The organism is Nocardioides sp. Kera G14 (genome assembly GCF_020715565.1).
GTDB lineage: Bacteria > Actinomycetota > Actinomycetes > Propionibacteriales > Nocardioidaceae > Nocardioides.
This window is the reverse complement of record NZ_CP085839.1, coordinates 2,611,179-2,625,195: the sequence shown is the minus strand read 5'-3', so window position 1 is coordinate 2,625,195 and position 14,017 is coordinate 2,611,179. Positions and strand designations below refer to the sequence as shown.

Annotated in this window: 11 protein-coding genes; 5 read left to right on the top strand and 6 right to left on the bottom strand. The window is 68.3% G+C overall.

The window, feature by feature from the left end; translation table 11 throughout:
• The first annotated feature begins 13 nt into the window (after positions 1–13).
• On the top strand, positions 14–3,118 hold the full coding sequence (gene icmF, locus LH076_RS12880; protein ID WP_227781137.1) for a fused isobutyryl-CoA mutase/GTPase IcmF: 3,105 nt from the start codon (positions 14–16) through the stop codon (positions 3,116–3,118).
• Here icmF and LH076_RS12875 read toward each other — a convergent pair.
• Positions 3,115–3,606 carry a MarR family winged helix-turn-helix transcriptional regulator gene (locus LH076_RS12875; protein WP_227781136.1) on the bottom strand — a complete coding sequence of 164 codons (492 nt, stop codon included), beginning with the start codon at positions 3,604–3,606 and terminating at the stop codon, positions 3,115–3,117. The genes icmF and LH076_RS12875 overlap by 4 nt on opposite strands.
• A gap of 116 nt (positions 3,607–3,722) precedes the next feature.
• Here LH076_RS12875 and LH076_RS12870 point away from each other — a divergent pair, with 116 nt between their 5' ends.
• On the top strand, positions 3,723–4,652 hold the full coding sequence (locus tag LH076_RS12870; RefSeq protein WP_227781135.1) for a patatin-like phospholipase family protein: 930 nt from the start codon (positions 3,723–3,725) through the stop codon (positions 4,650–4,652).
• A gap of 3 nt (positions 4,653–4,655) precedes the next feature.
• Here the strand turns inward: LH076_RS12870 and LH076_RS12865 are convergent, their stop codons facing one another.
• Positions 4,656–5,312, bottom strand: a complete 657-nt coding sequence (locus LH076_RS12865) for a hypothetical protein (protein WP_227781133.1) — start codon at positions 5,310–5,312, stop codon at positions 4,656–4,658.
• A 75-nt stretch (positions 5,313–5,387) separates the two neighbouring features.
• Here LH076_RS12865 and LH076_RS12860 point away from each other — a divergent pair, with 75 nt between their 5' ends.
• Genes LH076_RS12860 through LH076_RS12850 form a run of 3 tightly spaced genes read left to right on the top strand, consistent with a single transcriptional unit; the run spans position 5,388 to position 9,018 of the window.
• Complete coding sequence (locus LH076_RS12860; protein ID WP_227781132.1) at positions 5,388–5,906, top strand: 2Fe-2S iron-sulfur cluster-binding protein; 519 nt, start codon at positions 5,388–5,390, stop codon at positions 5,904–5,906.
• Positions 5,903–6,907, top strand: a complete 1,005-nt coding sequence (locus tag LH076_RS12855; RefSeq protein ID WP_227781131.1) for an FAD binding domain-containing protein — start codon at positions 5,903–5,905, stop codon at positions 6,905–6,907. The genes LH076_RS12860 and LH076_RS12855 overlap by 4 nt, the downstream gene beginning before the upstream one ends.
• On the top strand, positions 6,904–9,018 hold the full coding sequence (locus LH076_RS12850; protein ID WP_227781130.1) for a xanthine dehydrogenase family protein molybdopterin-binding subunit: 2,115 nt from the start codon (positions 6,904–6,906) through the stop codon (positions 9,016–9,018). The genes LH076_RS12855 and LH076_RS12850 overlap by 4 nt, the downstream gene beginning before the upstream one ends.
• A gap of 49 nt (positions 9,019–9,067) precedes the next feature.
• On the opposite strand, the gene LH076_RS12845 is transcribed toward LH076_RS12850, so the two are convergent.
• From LH076_RS12845 to LH076_RS12825, 4 genes are all read right to left on the bottom strand, one after another.
• A complete protein-coding gene (locus LH076_RS12845; protein ID WP_227781129.1) occupies positions 9,068–9,589 on the bottom strand; it encodes a metallophosphoesterase family protein in 522 nt (173 codons plus the stop codon).
• Positions 9,590–9,620: 31 nt separating this feature from the next.
• Positions 9,621–10,640, bottom strand: a complete 1,020-nt coding sequence (locus LH076_RS16950; RefSeq protein ID WP_321573703.1) for a Fic family protein — start codon at positions 10,638–10,640, stop codon at positions 9,621–9,623.
• A gap of 495 nt (positions 10,641–11,135) precedes the next feature.
• Positions 11,136–12,326 carry an IS110 family transposase gene (locus tag LH076_RS12830; protein ID WP_227781128.1) on the bottom strand — a complete coding sequence of 397 codons (1,191 nt, stop codon included), beginning with the start codon at positions 12,324–12,326 and terminating at the stop codon, positions 11,136–11,138.
• Between the two features lie 335 nt (positions 12,327–12,661).
• Positions 12,662–13,747, bottom strand: a complete 1,086-nt coding sequence (locus tag LH076_RS12825) for a hypothetical protein (protein WP_227781127.1) — start codon at positions 13,745–13,747, stop codon at positions 12,662–12,664.
• Between the last annotated feature and the right edge of the window lie 270 nt (positions 13,748–14,017).

Sequence of the window (14,017 nt, the reverse complement as noted above, 5' to 3'; positions counted from 1 at the left end):
TAGTATTTTGAACATGCCCGAGAACCCTGTGCGCCTCGTGACCGCGAGCAGCCTCTTCGACGGTCACGACGCCGCGATCAACATCATGCGGCGGATCTTCCAGTCGCAGGGCTGCGAGGTGATCCATCTCGGGCACAACCGGTCCGTCCTCGAGGTCGTGGAAGCGGCGATCGAGGAGGACGTCAACGCGGTCGCGGTGTCGTCGTACCAAGGCGGACACGTCGAGTACTTCGAGTACCTCGTCCAGCTCCTGCGCGAGCGCGGCGCCGGCCACATCCGGGTCGTGGGAGGGGGAGGAGGCGTGATCGTGCCCGAGGAGATCTCCCGTCTCAAGGAGAGTGGCGTCACGATCTTCTCTCCCGAGGACGGACAGCGGCTCGGCCTGCCCGGCATGGTCGGCAGCGTCGTCTCGACGGCGGACGTGGACCTCTGGGAGCTTCGCTCGACCTCCGCCGACGAGGTGCTCGCAGGTGATCGCGGAGCGCTCGCGCGGGCGATCACCGGCGCCGAGACCGGCGCGCTGCCGCCGGAGATGCTGGCGCGGCTCGGCGAGGCGGCGGCCGCGCGTGTCGTGCCCATTGTCGGCATCACCGGCACGGGTGGCTCCGGCAAGTCGAGCGTCACCGACGAGTTGATCCGACGACTCCGCGTCGACCAGGAGGACAAGCTCCGCGTCGCCGTCCTCGCCATCGACCCCACGCGTCGCCGCGGCGGTGGCGCGCTGCTCGGCGACCGGATCCGGATGAACTCCATCGGCGGAGACGCGGTCTACTACCGCTCGCTGGCGACCCGCGGCGCGCACGAGATTCCCGAGCACCTCTCGGACGTGCTCACCGTGATCAAGGCGGCGGGCTTCGACCTCGTGATCGTCGAGACGCCGGGCATCGGCCAGGGCGACGCCGGCATCGTGCCGTACGTCGACCTCCCCGTCTACGTCATGACGCCGGAGTTCGGCGCGGCCAGCCAGCTCGAGAAGATCGACATGCTCGACTACGCCGACGTCGTCGTGATCAACAAGTTCGAGCGTCGTGGAGCTGCCGATGCGCTGCGCGACGTGGCCCGCCAGATGGTGCGCAACCGGGAGTCCTTCGACCTGGCTCCGGAGGACATGCCGGTCTTCGGCACGTCGGCGGCGACCTTCAACGACGACGGTGTGACTGCGCTGTACCAGGAGCTGCGGTCGCGTTTGCGTGAGCTCGGGGTGTGCTTCAACGAAGGGGTGCTCGCGCCGGTGTCGGTACGGCACTCGTCCGGCGCGGCCGGGATCATCCCCGGCGAACGCGTCCGCTACCTCGCCGAGATCGCCGCCACCGTGCGCGACTTCCACGCCGAGACCGAGCGCCTCGCCGGCCTCGCGCGCAGGGCCCAGGCCTTCGAGATCGTCGCGGCCGAGGAGACGAGCCTCGGACGCAAGGCCCAGGAGCTGCGCGACGCACTCCCGACCGACGTGAGCACGCAGTTGGCCGCGTGGGACGAGACGAAGTCGACGTACGGGGAAAGGACGCGGACGTCGCTCAGCGGCACCGAGGTGCCGATCGTCGCCCTGCCGCGCACCGACGACTGGCCTGCGCTCGTGCGCTTCTGGCGGCGCGAGAACCTGCCGGGACGTTTCCCCTTCACCGCCGGCGTCTTCCCCTTCAAGCGCGAGGACGAGGATCCCGCGCGGATGTTCGCGGGGGAGGGCGACCCCTTCCGCACCAACCGCCGCTTCCACCTGCTCGCGGAGGGCCAGTCCGCCACCCGGCTGTCGACCGCATTCGACTCGGTGACGCTCTACGGCCGTGATCCCGGTGAGAGCCCCGACGTCTACGGCAAGGTCGGCACGTCCGGCGTCTCGGTGGCGACGCTGGACGACATGAAGGCGCTGTACGACGGCTTCGACCTGCTCGCGCCATCGACGTCGGTCTCGATGACCATCAACGGGCCTGCGCCCACGGTGCTCGCCTTCTTCCTCAACACCGTGCTGGACCAGGCGGCCGCGCAGGGGATCGAGCCGGCCGAGGCGCTCGCGCGGGTGCGCGGCACCGTGCAGGCCGACATCCTCAAGGAGGACCAGGGGCAGAACACCTGCCTCTTCTCCACCGAGTTCTCGCTGCGCTGCATGGCCGACATCCAGCAGTGGTTCATCGACCACGAGGTCCGCAACTTCTACTCCGTCTCGATCTCCGGCTACCACATCGCCGAGGCCGGGGCGAACCCTCTCTCGCAGCTTGCGTTCACGCTGGCCAACGGCTTCACGTACGTCGAGTCCTACCTCGCCCGCGGCATGGACATCGACGACTTCGCGCCGAACCTCTCGTTCTTCTTCTCCAACGGGATGGACCCCGAGTACTCGGTCATCGGCCGGGTCGCCCGCCGGATCTGGGCCGTCGCCATGCGGGACCGCTACGGCGCGGGAGAGCGGTCCCAGAAACTCAAGTACCACGTGCAGACCTCGGGGCGGAGCCTGCACGCGCAGGAGATGGACTTCAACGACATCCGCACCACGCTGCAGGCGCTGATCGCGATATACGACAACGCAAACTCCTTGCACACCAACGCCTACGACGAGGCCGTCACGACGCCGAGTGCTGAGTCGGTGCGTCGGGCGTTGGCGATCCAGTTGATCATCAACCGCGAGTGGGGTCTGGCGATGAACGAGAACCCGCTGCAGGGCTCCTACATCATCGACGAGCTGACCGATCTCGTGGAGGAGGCGGTGCTCCTGGAGTTCGAGCGGATCTCCGAACGCGGTGGCGTGCTGGGTGCGATGGAGACCGGCTACCAGCGCGGTCGGATCCAGGACGAGTCGATGCTCTACGAGCGCCGCAAGCACGACGGCTCGCTGCCGATCATCGGCGTCAACACGTTCCGTCGCCCCGACTCTGAGGTCGAGGACGGCACGGTCGAGCTCGCGCGTGCGACGGAGGACGAGAAGCGCTCGCAGCTCGAGCGGGTGCGGGACTTCCAGGCGCGGCACCGGTCGGAGTCTGCGGCGGCCCTCGAGCGGCTGAAGGCTGCTGCCGCTTCTGAGGAGAACGTCTTCGCGGTGCTGATGGAGGCCGCGCGGGTCTGCTCGCTCGGCCAGATCACCGAGGCGTTCTTCGAGGTCGGCGGCCAGTACCGGCGGAACGTCTAGGAGTCGCCGAGCACGGCGCGGAAGCCGCTCAGCTGCGTGATCAGGGTCGCGACGTCCTGATGGGAGGGGCCGGGCTCGTTGAAGACCGCACTGTTGAGCGCCTCCGTCGCCTCCTCGACGATCTTCCGGCCGGAGTCGGTGATGGTCGCGAGGACGACGCGCTTGTCGGTCTCGCTCGGCGTACGTCGGGCGAAGCCCTGCTCCTCGAGGCGACTCACCGCCGAGGTCACGGAGGTCGGGTGCACCTGGAGGAGTGAGCCGAGCTTCGACATCGGCAGCTCGCCCTTGCTGGTGAACGCGAGCAGGCGGAGCGCCTCGAAGCGCGCGAAGGTCAGCCCGAACGGCCGCAAGGTCGCGTCGATCTGCTCCATGAGGAGTTGGTGCACGCGGACGATCGACGTCACGAGCGTCATGCCGTCGGCCGCCGCCTCCCATCCGTGGGCGCGCCACTGCCGCGCCGCCTCGGCGATGGGATCGGTCTCGCGCACAGGCCACAGGCTAGGTCCAGCCGGTCCGTCTCTTGTGTAGGGCACGTCCGCGAGCCTGCGGGCCCGCTGCCAGAATGACTGGAGAAGACATCCAGGCACGGTGAATGGGGCAGCTGATGGCATCCACGGGGCGCGTTGCGCTCGCGCTCGGCTCGGGCGGGGCGCGCGGCTATGCGCACCTGGGTGCGGTCGAGGAGATCCGGTCGCGGGGTTACGAGATCGTCGCCGTCGCCGGCACCTCGATGGGCGCGGTGGTCGGCGGCCTGGTCGCTGCCGGCAAGGACGAGGAGTTCGCCGACTGGGCGTCGTCGCTGCGGCAGCGGGACATCCTGCGGCTGCTCGATCCCAAGTGGCGCGCGGGCGGAGCGATCAACGCCAGCGGTGTCATGGCTGAGCTGAGCGGCCTGGTCGGAGACCAGACGATCGAGGATCTGCCCATCCCGTTCACGGCGATCGCAACGGACCTCGAGTCACGGCGTGAGGTCTGGTTCCAGAGCGGGCCGCTGGTGAAGGCGATCCGTGCGTCGATCGGGATCCCCGGCATGTTCGTGCCGGTGGCGTGGAACGGGCGCGTGCTGGTCGACGGCGGCCTGCTCAACCCGCTTCCCGTCGAGCCGGTCGTGGGAGTCGACGCCGACTTCACCGTGGCGGTCTCGCTCCAGGGCGCTCGAGCCGGACGCGGCAACAGGGGAACGGTCGTCGAGGATGCCGGTGAGGTCACCGCCGATGAGGACGGCACCGGAGTCCTGCACCGCCTGCTCGGCGCCTTCGGCCGCTCCGCCACTCCCGATGACCAGATGGAGGACGCCGACCTCACCACCGAGACCCGCCCCGTGACCGATCTCCGCGTCACGGACGTCCTCGCCCTGTCATGGGACGCGATGCAGGAGATGATCGCCCGCTACCGGCTGGCGGGCCAGCCGCCCGACGTACTCGTCTCTGTGCCCGCCGATGCGGCACGCACCCTCGACTTCCACCGCGCCGCCGAGATGATCGACCTCGGCCGCAAGCTCGCCGCCGAAGCGCTGGACGCCACGGGTCACTGACGCTCAGCGGCGGCTGCGGCGCGCCCAGAGGTACGACGGCTCGCGCAGTCGTCGCACCACGGGGTATTGATCCAAGCCGGGCATCTGGTGGAGCAGCGGGTCGAAGGAGATCTGCGGGTCGCCGTGCGGTTCCCCGAGGTGGAGCACGGCGAACTGGTGCCAATCGCTTTTCGGTCGGGCCCATGACAGCTCGACGGTGTCGTCGGATTGGTGGTCCGCCAGGAGGAGGAGTGGGCCGCTCGGGCTGCGATAGGGGAGCAGGGTGCTCATCGGGCGCGTCTGCGGGCCGCGGCTCGGCAGCAGGACGAACCGTCCGATCCTGCTCGTCCCCGTCGTCGCGAAGAGCAGATCGGCCGGGCCATCATCGGTCGGCACGCGCATCGCGAGCCCATGGATGTCCGGCACGCCGTCGGGCAGCCCGATCGCCTTCGAGAGCCGTACGACGACCTCGTCCTCACCTGCCTCGTCGATCCACGGCACCTGGGTCGGATGGAGCACACCCGTCCCGAGCCGCTGCAGGCGCCCGGTCAGCACCGTCCCCGCGGGATGCAGCGGCTTCGCGCTCGGTCGGAGAGCCGCGACCCCGCGCGTGGCAGCGGCCAGCGCCGTACCGCCCGCGGCGGCGACTCCCTGTGCGGTCGTCTTGATGGTCTCGTTCATGGCTGGTGCAGTACCCATGCCGGCTCATCCCATGGGTGGTCACATGGTTGGGCTCCCGTCGGGTAAGTGCCAGTCATGGAGACGGTGATCAGCCTGACGGTCGACGGCATCGCACGCGAGGTCACGGTCGACACCCGCACGACCCTGCTCGACGCCCTCCGCGAGCGACTCGGCAACACCTCGCCGAAGAAGGGCTGCGACCACGGGCAGTGCGGGTCCTGCACGGTGCTGGTGGACGGCCGTCGGCAGCTCACGTGCCTGGCGCTCGCGGTCTCGTACAACGGCGCCGAGCTGACTACGGCGGCCGGCCTCTCGGCTGGCGGGCCGGATCCGCATCCGATGCATCGGGCCTTCCTCGACCACGACGGCTACCAGTGCGGCTACTGCACGCCGGGCCAGGTGTGCTCGGCCGTGGGCATGCTGGACGAGGTCGACCGCGGGCATCCCAGTCACGCGACCGAGAACCTCGAGGAGCCCGTCGGTCTCGAGGGACTCACCGACACTGAGATCCGTGAGCGGATGAGCGGCAACCTCTGCCGCTGCGGCGCGTACGTCGGCATCCTCGACGCCGTCCGCGAGGTGGCCGGGGCATGAGGCAGCTCGAGTACGTCCGCGCCTCCGCTCCGGTCGAGGCGGTCGCTGCGGTCTCCGCCGACCCGGAGGCGCGCTTCCTCGCGGGTGGGACCAACCTCGTCGACCACCTCAAGCTGGGCATCGCGACGCCCTCGACGCTGGTCGACGTCAGTCACCTGCCGCTCGATCGCATTGAGGAGATCGAGGGCGGTGGGCTGCGGATCGAGGCGAACGTGCGGAACAGCGACTTCGCCGCCGACCGACGCGTGCGGTCGGGCTGGCCTGTCGTGAGCCGTGCCCTCCTCGCCGGCGCGTCGGGCCAGATCCGCAACCAGGCCACGACGGGCGGCAATCTGCTGCAGCGCACGAGGTGCGTCTACTTCCAGGACCTGACCACGCCCTGCAACAAGCGCGAGCCCGGCTCGGGCTGCTCGGCACGGGAGGGATATGCCCGTTACAACGCCATCCTCGGCGCCAGTTCCGACTGCGTCACCGTGCATCCCTCTGACCTCGCTGTCGCGCTCGCCGCCGTCGACGCCTCGCTCGTGACGCTGCGCTCGGACGGCGAGCGCCGCGTGCCCGCCGACGAGCTGCACCGCCTCCCGGGTGACCAGCCCGAGCGCGACACCGTCCTCGACCACGGCGAGCTCATCACGGCCGTCGAGCTGTCAGCCTCTCCGGTCTACCGCCGGTCGACCTACGTCAAGGTCCGCGACCGGGCGTCCTTCGCCTTCGCCCTGGTCTCCGTGGCTGCGGGCCTCGACGTCGATGACAGCGGTGTCGTGCGCGACGTGCGCATCGCCTGGGGAGGGGTCGCCCATAAGCCCTGGCGTGCGCATCGTGCCGAGGAGGCGCTGCGCGGCGTGAGGCTCACCGAGGAGGCGGTCCGCGCGGCCGCGGAGGTGGAGCTCGAGGCGGCGGAGACGACCGAGGAGACGGCGTACAAGGCGACGATGGTGCGCAACGCAACGGCACTCGCCTTCCGGCGGCTGGCACCGGAGCTGGGGGAGGAGGAGTCGTGACCGAGGTGCTTCCCAGCCCCATCGCAGCCCGGGCGATGGGCACAGACCTTCGTCGCGTCGACGGCCTGGAGAAGGTCACCGGAGAGGCGTCGTACGCCGCCGACCAGCGCGTCGACGAGGCGCTGTCGTGCTGGCTGGTGCCGTCGACCGTCGCGCGCGGCCGCGTCACGCGGATCGACGCCACCGAGGCGCTGGCCCATCCCGGCGTCGTCGCGGTGCTCGACCACACCAACGCGCCACGCTTCGCGAGCACTGAGGACGGTGAGCTCGCCATCCTCCAGGACGACCGGATCCACTTCCGCGGCCAGATCGTGGCTCTCGTGCTGGCCGAGACCTCGGAGGCGGCGCGGGAGGGCGCGCGGCTGGTACGGGTGGAGCAGCAGGCAGAGTCGTTCGAGGCCGAGCTGCGCACCGACAACGCGACGTACCGCCCCGAGAAGGTCAACCCCGACAAGGAGACCGACACCGACGAGGGCGACGTCGACGCCGCACTCGCCACCGCCGACGTCGTGGTCGAGCAGACCTATCGCACCGCCTACGAGCACAACAACCCGCTCGAGCCGCACGCCACGGTCGCGTGGTGGGGCAATGATGAGAGCGAGGACGGCTCCGAGACCCTGACGCTCTACGACGCGAGCCAAGGCGTGCACGGGGTGGCCCAGGCCTTGGCCGATCTCTTCGGCCTGGAGAAGGCGCAGGTGCGGGTGATGGCGCCGTACGTCGGCGGCGGCTTCGGCAGCAAGGGCGTGGCGCACGCGCATGTCAGCGCGGCGGCGCTCGCCGCCCGGACGACCGGCGGACGGCCGGTGCGGATCGCGATGACGCGTCAGCAGATGTTCGCGCTGGCCGGCTACCGCACCGCGACGATCTCGCACTTCCGGCTCGGCGCTGCCGCGGATGGGCGGCTCGTGGCGATCGAGCATGCTGCGCAGGAGCAGACCTCGGCGCTCAAGGAGTTCGCCGAGCAGACCGCGTCGCCGACACGGATGATGTACGCCGCCCCGAACCGCCGCACGAGCCACCGCCTCGCCGTGCTCGACGTCGCCGTGCCGTCGTGGATGCGGGCGCCGGGCGAGATGCCCGGGATGTATGCGCACGAGGTCGCGATGGACGAGCTTGCCGAGGCGTGCGGCCTGGACCCGGTCGAGCTGCGTCGGCGCAACGAGCCGAGCACCGATCCGGAGACCGGTCTGCCCTTCGACAGCCGGCGTCTGATGGACTGCTTCGACCGTGGCGCGGAGCGCTTCGGGTGGGCCGACCGCCCCGTCGCGCCTCGCTCGACGCGCGAAGGGGAGTGGTGGGTCGGCACGGGAGTCGCGTCGGCGACGTACCCCGCCATGCGCCAGCCGGGCAACGTCGCCCGCATCGAGTCGCTGGACAACGGCTGCTATGCGATCTCGATCGGGGCCGTGGACATCGGCACGGGCGCACGGACCGTGCTCACGCAGATCGCGGCGGACGCACTGTCGGTCGACGTGCGTGCCATCGACCTCCGGATCGCCGACTCCTCCCTGCCGATGGCCACCGTCGCCGGCGGCTCCTCCGGCACCAGTTCGTGGGGCTCGTCGATCGTCGCCGCGGCCCAGCAGTTCCGGGCCGACCACGGTGACGCACCCGACCCGGGGCTGCGCTCGGAGGCCTCAGCGATCCGGGGTGAGGAGGAGCAGAAGTTCTCCTTCCACTCCTTCGGTGCCGTGTTCGCCGAGGTCCACGTGCACCGCGACACCGGTGAGCTCCGTGTGCCGCGACTGCTCGGCGTCTACAACGTCGGGCGCGTGATCAACCCGACCACGGCGCTGTCGCAGTTCCGAGGCGGCCTGATCATGGGCCTCTCGGCCGCCCTCTTCGAGGAGAGCGTGCGCGACCCCCGGTTCGGTCACGTCGTCACGCAGGACCTCGCGACCTACCACGTTGCGGCACACGCCGACGTCCTCGGCGTCGACGCCGAGTGGCTCGACGACGAGACCGAGGTCTTCACCCCCATGGGGTCACGCGGCATCGGTGAGGTCGGAATCGTCGGCACCGCTGCCGCGATCGTCAACGCTGCCTATCACGCCACCGGCGTGCGGGTCCGGGACATCCCGCTCACCGCCGACCGGCTGCTTCGATGATCGGGGCTGCCTGTGCCCGTCCTCGCCGAGCAGGCCTGACGGGGGCGGCTCACGCCTTTCGTGGAGCGCGAGCCGGCAGGCGGTGCAATCTGACGTCCGCCAAGCTTCCGGCGTCGGCCACAGCAGTCATGTAGGTGCAGTGTGGCTGCCGCCGACGGTCGGTGGGCGAGCCGGGATTGAGCAGCCTCAGCCCCGATTCCGTGGTCGTGTCCCACGGGATGTGACTGTGTCCGAAGACCAACACGTCGAGGTCGGAGAAGCGGTCACTGCACCTGCGCTCGCGGCCCTGCGCGGGGCCCGTCTCGTGCACGACGCCCAGGCGCACGCCGTCCACGTCAGCGCGGGCGACCTCGGGCAGGCGCTCACGCAGAACGCCGTGGTCGTTGTTGCCGTGCACTCCGAGGAGTCGTCGTGACCGTCGCTCCAGTTGGTCCAGAATGCTGACGTCGACCCAGTCGCCAGCGTGGATCACGACATCGGCCTCGTCGACCGCTGCCCAGACCTCGGCCGGCAGATCGCGAGCGCGGTGGGGCACGTGGGTGTCGGACATGATCAGCAACCGGGTGGACACGGTCTTAGTCAAGCGCTGGGGCCAAGGTTCGTCACTCCTGCCGTGCGCGCCCTGAGATGTGCCGCTCCTGCTGAGCGTTCGTATCACTTGGGCGCCGTCCTGAGGACCTCCGCTGGCCTTTGGTGCGCTTGTAGGCGTCGACGGCCTTGCGGCTGCTGCGCCAGGTTCCGTCGGTTCCTTGGTAGGCCTCGAGCCGGCCGCGTTGGGCAGCCTGTCGGAGTGCCGACAGGGTGAAGTCATTGCTGACCAGGGCCGCGAGGGAGACGAGTCGTGCGGGGCCCGCGAGGTTGGGGACGATGAACCGGTTGAGGTTGTCGTACATCGCCCGAGCGAGTAGCTCGCCGAGTGGGCCGTAGTCTCCGTTGTCTGCGCGTTGCATCGCCGACAGGTACTGCGGGCGGTGCTGCTTCAAGATGACGATGGGCGGGTAGCCGAGCCGGACGAGCAGCAGGTTGAGGACCAGACGTCCGGTTCGCCCGTTGCCGTCGATGAACGGGTGGATGCACTCGAACTCGTTATGGATGACAGCCAGCTCCTCTGGCCACGGCCGCGAGGTCTGTCGTGAGTGCAAGACCTCCGCGTGGTCGTTCACGCGCTGGACCCAGCCGTCGAGCTGCGCAGGCACGAGAGGCCACGACGGCGGAGTCATGCCGCCGTCGAAGGGATGGATGTCATGTTCGCGGAAGTTGCCGGGTGACCCGCGCTCAGTCGCCTCCGGATGTGGTGCAACTCCCCATACCGGTGTCATCGCGACGGAGTGAATGGTGCGGACCTCGTGCATGCTGACCAGGTTGCCGGCGTGCCAGTGCGAGGGCTCGAGCGTCTGGTTGTAGACCCACTGAGCCGCCTGGCCGTAGCCCTGGACCTCCATGTACTCCTTGAGTGGCTTGGCGCCGACGGCTCGGCCCTTGTCCAGCAGCGCCTCGACTTCACGGAGGACGAGCGTGTTGCCCTCCAGGGCCGTGGAGTGATGGGCTTCGAGGTGCCAGATGTCCGACCAGATGAACTGGGACTCGTTCGGCGAGGGGAGCCCGCCGAGGCGGCTGTTCAATTCCGTGACGCCGGCTTCCAGGCGCGCGTACACGGTCTCCCGTGACGGTCGTCCTCGGCCCATGGCGGGGGCGCTCCTGCAAGTTGAGTAGGCGATCCGTTGTCTAAACGATCTACTCAGTATGCGCCGTCCAGCGGAAGTTGAGTAGCCAGATTCCAACCCAATTGATCTACTCGACTTGCAGGCCGCTCAAGGCCTCCGCGTGGCGTCAATCCGGCACCGGGCTGGCGGTCTGACGCGGATCGGCCACGGCCATGAGCCATTCACGTCGTTGAGGAGTTCCTAGACCACGCTGAGGTCGGTGCCGACGTTCGACAAGGCGTCGACTGGACCGCCGAGGTGCTGCGCGACCCAGGAAGTGTCGAGCGGGCCAAGTTGGCCTTCGACACGTTCGTTGACCCCGCCGAGATTGTCAGTGCGTTCCGATTGTGGCGAGGCGCTTGGCCGCGCTGATTCACGAAAGCAGGGACGCGTCGATCCGGCTCCCCTCTGTTGTCAACCCGCGTTCTGAAGTGCCACAGGTGTTGGAGTGTTCCGAGAGTGTGATGCAGCGGCGTAGCGTCGTGCGGGCGGGTCCGGGAGTGGCTGATCCGAAGTGCCGATACGCGGGTGGAAGTCGGCCGCGCTGGATGTGAGTGACGCCCCGCAGTGCCCTCCCGGGTCCGCGCCCTGCGCGAGCTGGGCATCAGCCACGAGCTGACGGTAGATGGCGTCGGACAGATGTCGCTTCAGAGAGCGAATCGCTTCCTTCTGCTTCTTCCCTGAGGCTCTCTTGCGCCGGTAGTAGGCCCGGCCCTCGGTGTCGAGGCGTAGCTGGGTGACCGCGGCGATGTGGATCATGTGGTTGACCCGCCGGTTCCCCGCCCGGGACAGGCGGTGCCGGTTCTGCTCACCCGAAGAGGCATCGAGCGGTGCAGTGCCGGTCCAGGAGGCGAACCGATTGCGGTCGGCGAACCGGGCCACGTCACCGACGTCGGCGAGGATCCGTGCCGCCACCACTGGGCCGATGCCGTGGAGGTCCATGAGGTGTGAGCCGCGGGCTTCGACCATCTCTTTGAGTTCCATCGTGGACTTCTTGATCTTGGTCTCGACCGTTGTGAGTTCGGCCAGTTCCTCGGCGGCCAGACGTCGTCGGGTCTTACCTGCGACGTCGCGGGGCCGCACGCTGGCGAGCATCTTCTTGGCCTGCAGGACAGTGATGTCGGCCTTGCGTTGCCCGGGCAGGAGTTCGGCCAGGAGTGCCTGGAGTCGGCAAACTGTCTGGACCCGACGACGGGTCAGCGCTTCGCGTCGTTCGATCAACATCCGTAGGGCTTCGAGCTCGCCGTCGATCTTGAGCACCCGCAGTTCCGGGGTACGGACGGCGACGATGGCGATCGCGTGGGCGTCATGTGCGTCGGTCTTGCGGTTGTGACCGGTGTCGAAGAGCCGCACTCGGGCTGCGAGCTTGGCGGGCACGTCGAGGACCTCCTCGCAGGACTCGAGAAGGCGTTGGGCCAGTGGTCGGCCAACGCCATTGGCCCCTTCGACGGCCCAGATCCGCTCTGGCCAGGCGCGGGCGTACTTCCGCATTGCGGCGTAGCCGGCCTTGTCGGTGGTGAAGCGGCCATTGCCGAGCTTGCGCTCGTCGTGGTCGACGACCTCGATGGTTGCGGAGAGTTTGTGGGGATCGACCCCGATGATCACCTGTGTCATAGAGATGCTCCTACCTGCGCTCGTACCGATCGGAGGGCGAGGTGGGCAGTGCTACTACGAGCAGGGCAGTCCCCTCTGGAGCCACGCCTCGTCACGGCACCCGGCGGGCCGCAGACCGGAAGAGAGCCACAGTCCGAACCGAACTGGGCAGCCCAGAAGAGAGCGAGCCCGCCAGATACCTAGACCGAGTCTGGCCAGACACCGGCCCTGCTAGAAGTCTCTAGTAGCCCAGACTGACGCGTGTTGGGCCCACCGCCCACCGCCCACCGCCCACCGGCGAGACTGGCGCGCTGCCCAGGTGATCCGCTTCTATCGCGTCGCAAGCCTTACCTACCGACTAAGCCGGCAAAGACTCCGGACGACTGCGGGTCTTCGGTCGGCGGTGCGTCTTGGCGCAGGTAGGCCTCCAACACCACTCGGCCATTCGCGGAGATGAACTGCTGCCGCTCGCGTTCGTCCTCTATCTGCTGGGCGTAGGAGAACATCATCTTCAACGCCACGGACAGGTCCGTGTTGCGCTGCCGATTGCGATCTCGCACTCGCGACCGCGTTAACAGCACGCCAGCTAGAGTTCCGAGCGCAAGAGCGGCCGTGACATGGATACTTACAAGTTGCGCCTGAGAAAAATCTGGGCCTTTCCCCGTGAAAAGTTTGAAGTAGTGGGCAACGAGGGGAAGCAATGAAACCGTCGCGGCTCCAACAACAACGCCGACGCCAATCTTCCACGCGCTCTTCGCTTCGGTCTTGCTAGCCGCGGCCTCCGCCTCGAAGTGACTCGACGCTTCCGCGTTGGTGGTCTGGGTCATGAACGAAGCAAGATTTGTCGCCTGCGCACTCACTCTGGTCCTGATCGCCTCCATCTCAGCACTCAAGGCTCCCGCGCGCGCATTGATGTCCTTCGCGAGCTCAGATATTGATACCGAATTATGCTGGGCCGACTCCACGGCGGACGCCCAGCCCTGAGGAGTAATTGGAGCAAACCAGGGAAACGGTGCCTGGATCATTGCAGCAAGTGCGGCTAGATCATTAGAATTGCTGTAATTGAGCACCTGACTTACCGGATCGATGACGTTAATTCCGTGAAGCGAGGCCAAGCGGGCAAGTTCATAGCCCTGTACTCGCAGACTTGGATCATTAATCATATTCGGCACGACGTAGGATGCGGCTTGCGGTATGCCCGCCTCAATCGCCCCGCGCGCGTATTGCACTGCCTCCCTCCAGCCCGGCTCCCCTTGTTGATGAAGAAACCAGGCAAGCAAGAGTTGGCCTATCGGGTCGCCCGCATCTGCATAAGGCCGGATCGCCTGCTTAGCTGGCTCGTGCTGCCCCGAGTTCCACTGCTGGACAGCCTGCGCGAGGATCTGCGGCTCAATTCGCGGCTGACCCGTGTTCGTTGAAGAGGTTTCGGTCACGTGCCGATTGTGTACCGCGCCTCTGACGTTGAGCCCCACTTGCCACGCCTAGCCCCGCGGATACCTCGGAATAGATGCGACTCGCTCGGGTCCACTCGCCGCTTGGGCTGGCGGAACAGGTCGGTCACGGTCAGCTCTTGCCGTTCGGGGGCGGCGAGATCGTCCAGCGCCGCTTCGGCCAGCGCCATCCGCTTCTCCTCCCACGTAGGCCTCGCCGTCCATGTCGGGCCGGCGTTCGATATCGACGGCGCCGCGCTCGTCGTGGCGGGC

What these genes read in the sequence shown, in the direction of transcription:
- icmF (WP_227781137.1), top strand. Translation starts at nt 14, where the DNA reads ATGCCCGAGAACCCTGTGCGCCTCGTGACCGCGAGCAGCCTCTTCGAC.
- LH076_RS12870 (WP_227781135.1), top strand. Translation starts at nt 3,723, where the DNA reads ATGGCATCCACGGGGCGCGTTGCGCTCGCGCTCGGCTCGGGCGGGGCG.
- LH076_RS12865 (WP_227781133.1), bottom strand. Translation starts at nt 5,312, where the DNA reads ATGAACGAGACCATCAAGACGACCGCACAGGGAGTCGCCGCCGCGGGC.
- LH076_RS12860 (WP_227781132.1), top strand. Translation starts at nt 5,388, where the DNA reads ATGGAGACGGTGATCAGCCTGACGGTCGACGGCATCGCACGCGAGGTC.
- LH076_RS12855 (WP_227781131.1), top strand. Translation starts at nt 5,903, where the DNA reads ATGAGGCAGCTCGAGTACGTCCGCGCCTCCGCTCCGGTCGAGGCGGTC.